A 14,068-nucleotide genomic window follows, 5' to 3' on the forward strand; every position below is an offset into this window, starting at 1 on the left:
TGTTACTTTTATTGTAATATTTTTCAGAAAATTAAAGAGATTACTATTGACTTGTATAAAAAATAGGTGTATTTTTGACTCAGGTAAATTATTTTTACCCAGACCAACTTTTTTTAATAAGAAAGGAGGGAATGTTATGTCTTCATTTCAATTGCAAAAGCTTTCATATGACTATGATGAACTAGAGCCATATATCGATAGCAACACGCTTTCTATTCATCATGGAAAGCACCATGCGACATACGTAAATAACTTGAATGCCGCTTTAGAAAACTATACGGAATTACATAATAAATCTTTAGAAGAGTTACTATGTAATTTAGAAAATTTACCAAAAGAAATTGTTACAGCTGTCAGAAATAACGGTGGTGGACATTATTGTCATAGTCTTTTTTGGGAATTAATGAGCCCGCGAGGTGGCGGTGAGCCTAATGGAGACGTTGCAAAAGTAATTGATTATTATTTCAATACCTTTGACAATTTAAAAGATCAACTTTCCAAAGCAGCTATTAGTCGTTTTGGAAGTGGCTATGGATGGCTTGTTCTGGACGGTGAGGAACTTTCCGTTATGAGTACACCCAATCAAGATACACCTTTGCAAGAAGGTAAAATTCCATTACTCGTCATCGATGTATGGGAACACGCCTATTATTTAAAGTATCAAAATCGGCGTCCAGAATTTGTTACCAACTGGTGGCATACGGTGAACTGGGACCGGGTAAATGAAAAGTATTTACAAGCAATTCAATCACAAACACATTAGTCATGCGTATAAGGTAAATTTGGTAATGTAAAATTAGTATTGTCGAAATCCTCCAGAATCCCCCGGATTGCCACCGGGGGATTTATGATTATTTCATTGTATTTATGTAATAACGTAAAACTTTTTCCGTCTCTAATTTCAACTCTCGGAACGAGAACCCTAATTCACGAGCCTTTCCATTATGTAACGTACAATTAATCACTCCATTATAAGGAGCAATATTATCTCCTACTTCTTGAATGAGCGCTTTTATCCCGGTATTCTCTTCTATGAAACGAATAACTTCTCTGGTAGAAACCACCCCGTTACTACAAGCATTAATTGGCCCTTCTATGTTTTCCATCCCGCACCAAGCTAAAAACTGTCCTGCTTCCTTTTCATGTATAAATGACAACTCTCCATCTACATGATCCACAACGATAGACTCTTGTTTCACAACATGTTCAACGTAAAATTGTAATCTTTTCGTATAATCGTTTTCTCCAATAACGACGGGAAATCTTACCGCAACGACTGGGAATGTTGCATGTTGAAATAAAACTGCTTCAGCTAATCGCTTGCCTTCACTATAATTGAAATCATTCCTACCTCCATACGTAATTGTATACTCGTACGGATTGAAGTTTTCTTCTAATAGGCCTAACGCAGGCTCATAGACAGCCATTGAAGATGTCATAATGTATTTCTTCGTTTTTCCTTTTAGCACTTCACATATTATCTTCGCTGCATTCGAGCTATAGCATAAATTATCGTATACGATATCATAACTTTTACCTTCAAAATGCTCTTCTAGTAGCCTCTCATCTTCTCTATCTACAATCAGTCTTTTTACTGCACTTCCAAAGGAATCTTCAGTAACTCCCCTCGTCGCAATCGTTACATCATGTCCAGCTTGCAACAGTACTTCTACTAAATGTTTACCAAAAAATCTTGTTCCCCCTAGCACCAATACTTTTTTCACCTTCATCATCCCCGTTTTTACAAATTGTAAAATACTACCTCTATTATTATAAACGCTAAAATAAAAAAACATGGAATCAGTTTAACGATTCCATGTTTTTTCTACACACGATACATTAACGTACTCGATATTTAAAAATACAATAGCAGCAATATAAAATAGAAATTACTGATACATAAACCCATAGTTCATATATGAATCCCTCGCCCCATACTCCCATAAAATAAAAGAGTGAAGGCAACGTCAATGTTACCCATGATTGTACAAAGGCAATTCTGCCAAGATATTGATTGATATTCTTTTTTTGTGCATTTAATACAAAGAATAAATACCAAAGTAATGCCCACATAAACCATGTTAACGCATTAACAACATCGTGGAATTGAACAAATGAAACAATCATATAAAATAAAGCAATAATTGCTACCCAAATACAGAACCAGCCTAGTCCACTACTATCCATTCCTTTAATAAAAGTAACGCCTACATATAAATAAGTTAAACCAAATAAAAAAGTAGCCGCATATGAATATACCGTCCAATTACTTTGATCAGAAATCATAATCAAATAGAACGGAATGATAATTTGTAATGCCCCCACAAATAAATTAAAGACACCTGCACTTTTCATCTCTACTTTGCCTAATATGACAAGACTATTTAAAAATAAAGCTGCACCTGAAAGTAATAATCCTACGTAACCCATATATATTCGTGTGAAAATCTTTCCCTTTCACACTTTTAACCTCCCCACAATATAAAGTGATGCTTTATCCCGCATTAACGAGCAGTAAAACTCCCACCTCAAAATTCAGCTAGAGCAAAGAAGTTAAGTGGGAGATCAACTGCCCGTAAAGCCCGATTGGTGAAGGCTAATAATCAGTGGGGATGAACAACCCCCAACCACTGATTAAAGTTTCACTTTATTATTTTTCTTCCTATTTAAAACTACATACATAATTTTTAACCTAAATAAGTTAGACTTCCTACCTTAAAAAATAACAAATTTAAAACGCTTTCAATAATAAATAACCCTATCAAAACATGAAATAGGATTCCTTGATTATAAACGTACTCTAACAATGATACAAGTGTTGGAATACTTTTCAATACTACGTTTTGAATTTCTATAAAAAATTAGTAGAATGATACATTTTCCCTATCTCATTCTATTAATTATTTGCATAGAATATCGTACACTCATATTAATTTAGAAAGGTTTGATATTTATGCCTCTTCATTATCCAAATCATTTTGTTTTTCACTCCACAGGTGTATTAACAAGAGAGCCTGCAACTGTTTCAGCAGTAGTAAACATTGTAAATTTAGATGCATATTACACACACCATGTAACTATAGAGGTTTGGGATTGGTCTAACTATTCTAATCCTGTAAAATTACCTGTACTAATTGGTGAAAATACGGAAGTAGCATTCCCATATATTTTACAAGGCAACCACTTAGCAGTTTTTTATGCTGATTTAGATGACTCTATTGATTTGTATGAAATTCGTATTTCTTATCCTGGCCACTCCAATATTGTTGCAAATTGTTTTGGGCGAAGTATCCCGCCATATACAAGCCAAGAAGGTAATACAGTATACCATAAACAACTCGTTCGAATTCATTAAATCTCCCCTATTATGTGAAAGGGGCTGGTCAGTAATACATTTATCTTTATAAGATAATCGTATTACTGACCTAAAGCGTGATAGTCAATCTTGATAGTATCTCATTTTGAACACTTGCTATTTATCATAAATATCATTCGGATTTATTGTAGGAACAAATCCATTTGTAGAACTATATTTTTTAGATACATTATCTGGGGTCACGGTAAACGTTACAATTTTATTGCTTTGTTGTTTAAAATAACGCATCCACTTTTGACTCCATTCATCTTTCGCAATAACTTGTTTATTGAAGTCTTCCCACAATACACCATGTATAAAATTCAAGGATGTATTTTTGATTGTGTCAAATCCCCAATTCTGTATAAGAAGCAGGTTGGAATCAACACTTTTAATTTCTTTTAATAAATTTACATATGCTTCTCGAAATTTCCCTTGTGTAGACGGCTGATCATAAAAATAGTCATCAATATCACCAGCTGTATCTAAAAACACCCCATCTATTCCTTTTCCAATAACTTGCTGTTTCACCTTATTCACAACAATCCCACGGTAGTGTTCATCAGCTAAATTCATAATATATGTATCCCACTGCTCAATCTTCATTTTCTTACCATCTCTATAATAATAGTCTGATTCAACTACTTGCGATTTATGCCACGATTCTAATTCTAAAACACTAACATAGCCAAGAACTACCGTTCCTGATTTTTTTAATTGCTGAACCTGTTCTTTCGTAAATGCATATGGCTCTATAATAACCATGTCATACTTTGAAAGTCTCTCAATTACTTGCTCATTTGCTTCACCATAATAAATTTTATAACTTCGTACATTTTTTAAAACTGGTTCCACAACATTTGCTTGTGCGGATGTACTTGAGGAAAAAATAAAAGAAAATATAGCTAAAAAGCATACGGAACGTTTCCACTCCATAATAATATTACCCCCTATACAACTGTAATTTTCTATTGTTTTAAATGTTAATACAAATATAGTAATACCATAACATTCTACATTTTTTCAAACTCGATTTTTTATAAAAATCCCAATAAATTCAATACATTAACAGAAATTAGAATTTATTTCACTTGAATTTACTACATCTCTGTTGATAAAATGATTTGGGCTTTATATATTATATATCTTAAAATAATTCTTTTAAATTATGTATTTTATTTCAGTGTACTATTCCTCAAAATTAAATTTGCAAACGAAAGAAGGGGTTTTTTATGCACTATAGACAATCTAATATATTCCAAAAGATGATTGAACCTACGATTCTCTTTATTGCACTATTTTTTCTATCAATACTAACCGATTTTCTTACACCAACGTATGAATACTTCCTACTCTTATTTATTACATTAATTATTTCTAGCCGGTATGGCATATCTATTGCCCTTTTCGCCTTTCTGGAAGCAATGATTTATATTTTTATAAGCGGTATATATAAAGAAAATGATGTATTACTGTACTTTTATTCATTAGATTACTGGATAAGTTGGATTTTCTTACTTGTTATTAGTTTATGCTGTGGACTGATGAGCACTGCACAAAAAGAACGTTATGAAGATGTACATATGATAAATAATGAGTTGAAAGCTGAAAATAAAGAATTAAAATATGTCGTGAAACAATTGGATGAAACACGTATTACACTACGTTCTCGTGTACTTGAGTCAAATAACCACTTATCTAAAATGTATCATATGTTTAAAGCTTTAAATCATACACATCCTGAAATTGTACTCGATGAAGGAATGAATGTATTAAAAATGTATTTTGGAGCAAAAAAAATTGGTATCTATCACGTTGATAACAATAAACAATCGCTTCGTATTAAATTAAGAGCTGAAACTGGTAAAAATACATTATCTCAATCTATTTTCGTTAAAAACGCTTCCTTAGTCATCAAAAATGCGCTAGCGCATAATCGACCTTTTTTCCGTACAGATGAGGATTTTCAAGACGCTCCACTTTTAGTTGGTCCCGTCCTATTCCAAGATGATGTACAATACGTCATTATATTAGACGAAATCGAATTTTCAAAAGTAACTTCTGAGCAATTCGAACTTTTCACATGGTATTTACGCTGGATGGGTGATCGTTTACAAAACGCTTCTAATCTTTGGCTATCCAGTCAAGAGGATCGCACATTCCCTAAAACAAGCATTTATTATGAAGATGAATTTGAACATTTACTAAAAATAGAAAAGAAACGTTACGAAACACTATCTTATCCATATTCCTATTTTGAGTTCAATGCTCCACAAGATTATTTAGGAATGATAAATTCTATTTTAAAAGACCATTTGCGAGATATCGATATATTCGGTTATAGTACGACCGAGCAGAAAATCATGATTTTATTACCTGGCACTGAAGAACAGTTTTGTATACAAGTTCAAACTCGTATACAAAACGCTCTTTCTTCTAAAGGAGTGATAGTCTAATGATTTTACTCCTTCTTTATTTTATTTATGTTATTTTGGTTTTTCTTTTATTTCGATTTACGAAAAGTTTGATTACTAAAGATAAAAAAGGAATTATTGAATTTTGCTTGATTCTATCTCTTCTTTTCCCGCTTATCGGACTTATTGTATCAGCAATCATGTTATTACTTAATATAAGACGTTCCAAAACCGAGTGGTTACAGCAATACTCTGATTATGTTGCCTTTCACGTTGATAATTACGAAGATATTTTGGAATCAGCAAAACAAGATATGGACTTAATTTCATTTTCTTCTGGATTAGAACTAGATAAGCCTGAATTACATAAACAACTCATTGTACAGTTAAGCTCCTCCTCTATTGCTAATGAAGGAGGCTTATTGAAAGAAGCCATTCACCATAAAGATCCTGAAACTGTGCATTACGCAGCAACTACTATTAATTTACTAAATGAACGGTACGAAAAACAAATCGAATACTTAAATAAGCAATTTCTACAAAATCCACAAAATGAAATTGCAAAAGAATTGGTTTCTAACTATTTAAGATATATAAACAGTGGTCTTCTTTCTAATCAGCAAAAAGAAAAAATAATCGCTGAATTTATGAATTTTATTACACAAGGTGTAGAACTATTCCCTAACGAACCTCTTTACCCTTTCCATCTTGGAAATCTGTTTCTACACACAAAACAATATGCAAAGTCTGAAGAACAATTTTTAAATTTTATTCATTTCTATCCTGAATCATATTACGGTTACGTTGGTTTACTTGAAATATATTATGAGCAACAGTTATGGGACGAGCTCTATAACTTAATCAATAATCTAACAGATGCAAAAAGAGTTCATATACTACCGCGTAAATATCAATTATTTGTAAGGCAGTTTGGAGGCGCACACATTGAAAAAGGGGATTAATATATATATCGGGATTATTAGTATCATTTTATTTCTCTTAATTTTATCCATCCTTATATATCGAACAGAAAATTTTTATCAAAAGTTTTCTGTTCCTAAAACTAAAGAAACAGATACTGTTAAAACACTCAAAGCAAAAGATGTAGCTCAAAATGGACAAAAAATGCAATTATACGTTTTAAAAACGGATAATACCTTAGGGCAACAAGTCGAATTTAATACGAAGAAGGCAATGGATTACGCACACCTACACTATAAAGATATTACAGCTAATGAAATTAAGGGACTTACTCCCTCTCCCTATACAGGGATTATTATTACAGGTGAAATAATGGAGCAACTTCCACAAGCTGATATTCAAAATTTTGTACAAATGGGCGGAAGAATTATTATCGCAAACCGATTTGATTCAGATCCTTCCTGGAATACATTATTTGGTATTACCAAAAAAGAAGGTTTCAAAGATGCGAAAGGATTAACCTTTGAAGAAGTTTTATTCCCTAGTTATCCAGATCTCTCAAGTTCTTCTCCACTGTTTACTCATAGCTCACTGAATATTACGCTAGATGAGAATACAACTAATACTTGGATTACAGCAGAAGATACTCCCATCCTTTGGACCAATGACTACGGTGAAGGAAAAGTCTTATATTGGAATACAACAGCATTGAACGATAAATTAGGTAGAGGTATGTTCGTTCAATCACTGGGTACTATTTTCCCGACTTTCGCTTCAGCACAACTTGGAGCGGAGATTATGTATATCGATGACTTCCCATCTCCGATTCCAAGTGGAGAACTAAAAAACTTAACGAAAGAAAAAATTTCTGTTGAAGAATTTTATAAAAAACATTGGTGGAAAAATATGAAGGATATCTCTGAAGATCTTGATATTAAATATACAGGTGTTGCCATTGGGACGTACCAAAATAAAGTAACGCCACCCTTTGAAGATTTCACAGGTAAAAATAGAAATACCTATTTATTATTTGGGAGAGAATTACTAAGTCACGGCGGGGAAATAGGCATTCATGGCTATAACCATCAACCTTTATTATTACCACCAGATCCAGTAGATAAAGCACTTGAATATGTTCCATGGAATTCAAAAGAGGATATGGAGAGCTCCTTAGATGCTCTGCAAAAACTCGTGTATAACTTCTTTCCAAACGAAAAATTAAAAACCTATGTACCACCATCCAATATTATAAATACAACTGGATTAAGTGCATTAAACGACGCGGTTCCAACTATGGAAACAGTTGCTTCTCTATATGTGGGAAGTAAAAGTAACGGTAGTTTAATTCAAGAATTTGGACCAGATGAACATAATAAAAACATTTATCACTTCCCGCGCATTACGAGCGGCTATGCTATCACAGATGAAGAGCAATTTATCTTAACTGATGTTACCGCAAATTTAGGGGTTATCTCACATTTCGTCCATCCAGATGATATCCTTGATGAAAAACGCTCAGGTAATTTAACATGGGAAGAATTATTTAAAGCTTATAAAAAGACAATTAAAGAAATACGAGACAGATATCCTTATATAAAAAGTATGACCCAAAGTGAAGCAACTGCTTCTATGAAAATTTATCAAACTGGTGACCTAGATGTTTCTTATGAAGATGATGCTGTTCACATTGCATATAAAGGGTTACCAAACCATACTTCAACAATTATACGTGTAGAAGAAGGTAAGAAAATACAACCTGGCTCATTCTCTTACGGTACAGTTAAAAAGCTTGATTCCCAAATTTATAGCGTTACGTTAACGAAAGCTAGCGCTACGATTCCAATTAAAGGAGCATAACAGATGAGAATAGGTTTGGTCGTTGAAGGCAGCTATCCCTTTGTAAGTGGAGGGGTAGCAAGCTGGGTTCAAATGATTATCCAGCAGTTTAAAGAACATGAATTTACGATTTTCACGATAGTCCCTCAAGTAAAAACAGAAGATGAATATCAATATGAAATTCCAAGCAATGTAAAAGACATCATTCTGATTCCTTTGCAATCAGAAAATGAAGCAAAATATATAAAAACCAATTTAACTAAACAAGAAGTACAGACACTTCAAAAATGGTTTACATTTCAAGCTAACGATACAACAGCATTACAAATATTAGGAAATAAACAAAAGCTAGGAACACTCCATTCCTTCTTCGAAAGCCGTGAGTTTTATGCAATCGTTAAAGAAAGCTATTTATATGAAGAAAGTAGTGGATCCTTCTTAAATTACTTTTGGATGTGGAGATCTATGTTCACACCAATCATTCAAATTTTACAAATTGATTTTCCTGAATTAGATCTTATTCATTCTGTATCGACAGGGTATGGTGGATTGCTTGGTGCTGCAATTAGTGCCAAGTCCGATATACCATTTATTCTAACTGAACACGGTATTTATTCTCGGGAGCGTGAAGAAGAAATACTACAATCTACTTGGATACCAATTGAATATAAAAAAAGATGGGTTTCTTTCTTTCATCACTTGTCTCATCAAGCATATGAACAAGCCGCTGATGTAATTACGTTGTTCGGCCGAAATAGTGCATATCAAAAAGAATTAGGTGCCCCGGCCCATAAACTAAAAATCGTTCCAAATGGCGTTACTTTATCTGACTATAAAGGGTTACGTAAACCAAAATACAATTCGGATAAACTCATCATTTCCGCTATTATACGAGTTGTGCCAATTAAAGATGTAAAAACAATGATTTATGCAGCTAAATTATTATTAGAAAAAGATATTCCATTTATATTTTACTTACTAGGTCCTGATACGGAAGAAGCAGAATATGCTCAGGAATGTCGTGATTTAATTCAACAATTAGGATTAGAAGAGCATGTAATAATGACCGGTAAAGTAAATATTAAAGATTACTTAAAACAAACAGATATTCTCGTATTAACAAGTATATCTGAAGGACAACCATTAGCTATGTTAGAAGGAATGGCAGCAGGATTACCATGGGTTGTTACAGATGTCGGCTCTTGTAAGGAATTAATTTACGGACAAGATGAAGATCCTTACGGACAATGTGGATTTGTTGTACCACCTGTATCTCCTGAACAAGTTGCCATTCATTTAGAGTGGTATTATCGTCACCCTGAATCCATTCAACAATTTGGGGATAACGGGCGCAATCGTATTGAAGCGCACTATCAATTATCAGGTGTCGTTGATAGTTATCGTAAGCTTTACTTAGAAAGAGGTAAAAAAACATGGCAGGGATAGGGTTTCGTTTACAAAAATTATTCCAAGAAGACTACTATTCTTCCAGAATAAAAGCGTACGGATTTTCATTATTTGTTACAGCTGGTCCTTGGTTAGTCGTTATTTTAGCAGTAACAGCTATTCGATACATTTTAAGTTTGTTCCATTCTATTTCAATTGAGGAACAGCGCCTTTTCACAATTTCAATTTCATACTGCTTCATTTTTTCTCAAATCATATATGGTGCCTTGCAGCTCATCGTAACTAGATATGTGGCCGACCTTTTATACGAGCAAAAAGCTGATAAAGTATTTTCTTCCTTTTTAGGAATGACGAAAATCACACTTTTTTTAGCTATTATCTTATGGCTTTTGTTTGCAATTTTTACGCCATTAGCCTTGTATTATAAAATCGTGATGCTATTTTTATTTTTAGCTTTAAACATCATTTGGATTCAATCCATTTATTTAACAGCAGCTAAAGATTATCAGTCCATCGCTCTTGCATTTTTAATTGGTTCCATTTTCTCCTTATCTGGAATTGCGCTTATCGCTTACTGGCATCCAACACTTGGAATAGAACACGGATTGGCCCTATTACTTTTAATTTCTTTTACAATCGGGACTTTCATTACATTAGTGTGGTTAAGTATAGTTATTGTACGAATGTTTCCAAATAGTGATGCTACTGAACAATTTACCTTTCTTTCTTATTTAGATAAATATCCAGAACTATTTTGGTCAAGCTTACTTTACAATATTGGCATTTGGTTATGTAACTTTGTTATTTGGTTCGGAGAAGGGCGAGGAAATATTGAAAACACGTTTATTTATCATCAAATTTATGATACATCTGTTTTCTGGGCTTATTTAAGCATTATCCCAACCTATATTTTCTTCGTAGTATCCATTGAAACAAGGTTTTATGAACGGTATAAGAAGTTCTTCGGTTCAGTTAACAATGGGGCGACATTAAATACAATTTTACAATTAAAAGAATCAATGAACTTTGTCCTAAAGCAAGAAATGGAACGAATACTTCGTAATCAAGGTATTTTTTCTTTACTTATTATTTTTATAATATGGATGTTTAGTTCACAATCTGGGAACGTAACACTTGAATACTCTATTTTGCAGCTGACTATAATTGGTGCTTATGCAAACGGGATGGTCCTTGTTATCACGTTACTACTCTTATATTTTGAAGATCGTAAAGGGGCATTTCGAACATCAGCCCTGTTCTTTTCTGCAAATTTGTTATTAAGTCTTCTTCTACTTCCATTTGGGTTCAATGGTTACGGTATTAGTTTTGCACTTGGATCTTCTATTACATTCTTATATGCTATTTCTAGACTCTTTACTTACATTAAAGATATTGATTACTATACGTTTTGTCAGTCAAATACTCCTATAAAACGGCGAACTTTCTTTACTAAATTTGCTAATAAACTTAATGGAAATAAATAAATAAATAAAAATGACCTTTTGCTCCCGCAAAAGGTCATTTTTTTATCTGTTTATTAAACTTCTAGATAGCCATTTTTGTTATTTGATTGCCATCTCCAAGAGTCTGCACACATCTCTTCTAATCCGCGTTTTGCTTCCCATCCTAATTCACGCTTCGCTTTCGATGCATCTGCAAAACATACTGCCACATCACCAGGTCGACGCTCCGTAATTTTATAAGGAACTTCTTTGCCCGAAACCTTTTCAAATGCTTCAACCATTTCCAACACACTATAACCAGTACCTGTACCGAGATTGTATGCATCTATCCCAGTAGTACCAAGTACCTTTTCAAGCGCCTTTACATGGCCATTTGCTAAATCTACAACATGAATATAATCACGGACACCCGTGCCATCTTTTGTTGGATAGTCATTTCCAAATACACTTAATTCCTTTAGCTTACCTACCGCTACTTGTGTTACATATGGCATTAAGTTATTTGGAATTCCGTTTGGATCTTCTCCAATACGTCCACTTTCATGCGCACCAAATGGGTTGAAATAACGAAGTAATGCGATACTCCATTCTGCATCCGCAAATGCTACGTCACGCATAATTTGTTCAATCATTAATTTCGTTTGACCATATGGATTCGTTGCACTTAATGGAAACTCCTCCGTAATTGGTGATGTTTCTGGGATACCATACACTGTTGCAGACGAACTGAAGATCATCTTCTTCACATCATGCTTCTGCATCACTTCACATAGCACTAGTGTGCTTGTAATGTTGTTATGATAATACGTTAACGGAATTTCTACTGATTCCCCTACAGCCTTAAAGCCTGCAAAGTGAATAACAGCTTCAATTGTATTTTCTTCAAAAATCGTATCAAGTGCTTCTCGATTTAAAATATCTTCTTTATAAAATTTAAACTGTTTTCCTGTTATCTCTGTCACTCGATTTATAGACTCTACTGAGCTATTCGAAAGATTATCTACTACTATAATTTCGTAACCGTTTTTTAGTAATTCTACGCATGTATGACTACCAATATATCCTGCTCCACCTGTTACAAGTATTGCCATAATTATAGTCCTCCATATTTCATTCATTATAAACTTCTCAAAGTATATCACATATTTCTTATCATATGTTTATTATGCGAACACAGAAACTTACATTTTATCCCATGATTTTTTGTACAATACACGATTCAAATCAGGTAATAAAAAAACGCCACATAACAGACATCGCGTGGCGTTTTTTGATCAAATTACGTAACAATATACACTTAGAAAATGCGCAAGACTACCTAACAATACAAAAACATGAAAAATTTCATGGTGTCCCATATATTTAAACTCCAACCATTTTGGCTTCGCACCGTAAATAAACCCACCAATTGTATAAAAAATGCCTCCAAGTACTAAGAAAATAATACCTCCTGTACTTAGATTCTCAGCTAGCGGTGCAAAGAATAGAACAATTAACCAACCCATCAGAAGATAAATTGCTGTCGATAACCATCTTGGACAATTAAACCAAAACATTTTAAAAGCAATACCACAAATTGCCGTTGCATAAACTAAACAAAATAATAGTAAACCATTTGCCGAATTTAATGTAATTAAGCAAAAGGGTGCATATGTACCTGCAATTAATATGAAAATCATAGAATGATCTAGCTTCCTAAAGAAATAAATAACACGTTCACTGGCTACGACACTATGATACACAGCTGATGCCATATAAAGGACCATCATCCCGATACCGAATAAAATAACAGCTGTAATTGCAGCAACAGATGGCATCTTAACAGAAACTTTCACAAGCATAGCTAATAATGCAATAAATGATAATACAGCTCCTCCTAAGTGAGTAAATGCATTAACCGGTTCTCTTACATAAACATTCATATAAACACCCCTCATATAATTACATGTAGTTTTCATAACTACATGTAATTATATACATATTATTCTTGCGGGTCAACATTTACAATTCATTTGTTTCGTAATACCATATTTAAAGATATACTAAACATTAAGTTCCACTAAGTTATAAAAGTGAGGGGTTCTACGTGGAAAATATAAATAAATTACTTGAATCATTACATTTAGAAAAAAGTATTAAACTTGAGGATATCCCAAATGTCGACTTATATGTAGACCAAGTTGTCCAACTATTTGAGAATACTTATGCGGATACAACGAGAACTGATGATGAAAAAGTATTAACAAAAACAATGATTAACAATTACGCAAAAGGGAAATTATTCATCCCTATCAAAAATAAAAAGTATTCAAAAGAACATATGATTTTAATCAGCTTAATTTATCAATTAAAAGGAGCTCTTTCCATTAATGATATAAAAAGCTCCTTAGAAAATATAAATGCACCGTTAATAAACGATGCTACATTCGAATTAAACACTCTATATAAAGATTACCTTTCTCTTACTGACACCAATGTGGAAAGCTTTAAGCAAGACGTGAATAACCGTGTTAAGGAAGTAAACGAGGTTTCTTCCTTAGAAGATCCAAAGCTAGAAAAGTTTTTATTACTAACATCCTTCGTGACTATGAGTAATATGTATAGACGTTTAGCAGAGAAACTAGTTGATGACCTCAAAGAAACTTAAACAAAAAAACTATCCACCTGTTAGA

Annotated in this window: 13 protein-coding genes; 8 read left to right on the forward strand and 5 right to left on the reverse strand. The window is 33.2% G+C overall.

The window, feature by feature from the left end; genetic code table 11:
• Nucleotides 1-136 precede the first annotated feature (136 nt).
• Entirely contained in the window at nucleotides 137-763 is a 627-nt protein-coding gene (gene sodA / locus MHH59_RS27165) for a superoxide dismutase [Mn] (protein ID WP_340852857.1), read from the forward strand.
• Nucleotides 764-851: 88 nt separating this feature from the next.
• Here sodA and MHH59_RS27170 read toward each other — a convergent pair whose 3' ends face one another.
• Together MHH59_RS27170 and MHH59_RS27175 are read right to left on the reverse strand one after the other, a co-directional pair.
• Nucleotides 852-1,796, reverse strand: coding sequence for an NAD-dependent epimerase/dehydratase family protein (locus MHH59_RS27170; RefSeq protein ID WP_198946084.1), 945 nt, complete (start codon nucleotides 1,794-1,796; stop codon nucleotides 852-854).
• Nucleotides 1,797-1,839: 43 nt separating this feature from the next.
• Nucleotides 1,840-2,430, reverse strand: a complete 591-nt coding sequence (locus tag MHH59_RS27175; RefSeq protein WP_002068662.1) for an AmiS/UreI family transporter — start codon at nucleotides 2,428-2,430, stop codon at nucleotides 1,840-1,842.
• Between the two features lie 523 nt (nucleotides 2,431-2,953).
• Here MHH59_RS27175 and MHH59_RS27180 point away from each other — a divergent pair.
• On the forward strand, nucleotides 2,954-3,355 hold the full coding sequence (locus MHH59_RS27180) for a hypothetical protein (RefSeq protein WP_002192217.1): 402 nt from the start codon (nucleotides 2,954-2,956) through the stop codon (nucleotides 3,353-3,355).
• A gap of 117 nt (nucleotides 3,356-3,472) precedes the next feature.
• Here MHH59_RS27180 and MHH59_RS27185 read toward each other — a convergent pair whose 3' ends face one another.
• Complete coding sequence (locus MHH59_RS27185) at nucleotides 3,473-4,291, reverse strand: endo alpha-1,4 polygalactosaminidase (RefSeq protein ID WP_002130160.1); 819 nt, start codon at nucleotides 4,289-4,291, stop codon at nucleotides 3,473-3,475.
• Nucleotides 4,292-4,587: 296 nt separating this feature from the next.
• On the opposite strand from MHH59_RS27185, the gene MHH59_RS27190 reads away from it, so the two are divergent.
• From MHH59_RS27190 to pelG, 5 genes are read left to right on the forward strand one after another with little or no spacing between them, the layout of a single operon-like run.
• Entirely contained in the window at nucleotides 4,588-5,811 is a 1,224-nt protein-coding gene (locus MHH59_RS27190) for a GAF domain-containing protein (protein ID WP_050000792.1), read from the forward strand.
• On the forward strand, nucleotides 5,811-6,731 hold the full coding sequence (locus MHH59_RS27195; RefSeq protein ID WP_340852862.1) for a tetratricopeptide repeat protein: 921 nt from the start codon (nucleotides 5,811-5,813) through the stop codon (nucleotides 6,729-6,731). Before MHH59_RS27190 ends, MHH59_RS27195 begins: the two co-directional genes overlap by 1 nt.
• On the forward strand, nucleotides 6,715-8,547 hold the full coding sequence (locus tag MHH59_RS27200) for a DUF2194 domain-containing protein (protein ID WP_340852864.1): 1,833 nt from the start codon (nucleotides 6,715-6,717) through the stop codon (nucleotides 8,545-8,547). The genes MHH59_RS27195 and MHH59_RS27200 overlap by 17 nt, the downstream gene beginning before the upstream one ends.
• A gap of 3 nt (nucleotides 8,548-8,550) precedes the next feature.
• On the forward strand, nucleotides 8,551-9,972 hold the full coding sequence (gene pelF / locus MHH59_RS27205; RefSeq protein WP_340852867.1) for a GT4 family glycosyltransferase PelF: 1,422 nt from the start codon (nucleotides 8,551-8,553) through the stop codon (nucleotides 9,970-9,972).
• A complete protein-coding gene (pelG, locus tag MHH59_RS27210) occupies nucleotides 9,960-11,417 on the forward strand; it encodes an exopolysaccharide Pel transporter PelG (RefSeq protein WP_340852869.1) in 1,458 nt (485 codons plus the stop codon). The genes pelF and pelG overlap by 13 nt, the downstream gene beginning before the upstream one ends.
• 53 nt (nucleotides 11,418-11,470) lie before the next feature.
• Here pelG and galE read toward each other — a convergent pair whose 3' ends face one another.
• Together galE and trhA are read right to left on the reverse strand one after the other, a co-directional pair.
• Complete coding sequence (galE, locus tag MHH59_RS27215) at nucleotides 11,471-12,487, reverse strand: UDP-glucose 4-epimerase GalE (protein WP_113733690.1); 1,017 nt, start codon at nucleotides 12,485-12,487, stop codon at nucleotides 11,471-11,473.
• Nucleotides 12,488-12,670: 183 nt separating this feature from the next.
• The gene (trhA, locus tag MHH59_RS27220; protein ID WP_002016441.1) at nucleotides 12,671-13,318 is read right to left on the reverse strand and encodes a PAQR family membrane homeostasis protein TrhA; all 648 of its coding nucleotides are present in this window, start codon (nucleotides 13,316-13,318) and stop codon (nucleotides 12,671-12,673) included.
• Between the two features lie 164 nt (nucleotides 13,319-13,482).
• On the opposite strand from trhA, the gene MHH59_RS27225 reads away from it, so the two are divergent.
• Nucleotides 13,483-14,043 (forward strand): DUF1836 domain-containing protein, encoded by a 561-nt coding sequence (locus MHH59_RS27225; RefSeq protein WP_002130171.1) that lies wholly within the window; start codon nucleotides 13,483-13,485, stop codon nucleotides 14,041-14,043.
• Nucleotides 14,044-14,068: the final 25 nt, after the last annotated feature.

The sequence above is a fragment of the Bacillus sp. FSL E2-0195 genome, from assembly GCF_038003645.1.
Lineage (GTDB): Bacteria > Bacillota > Bacilli > Bacillales > Bacillaceae_G > Bacillus_A > Bacillus_A mycoides.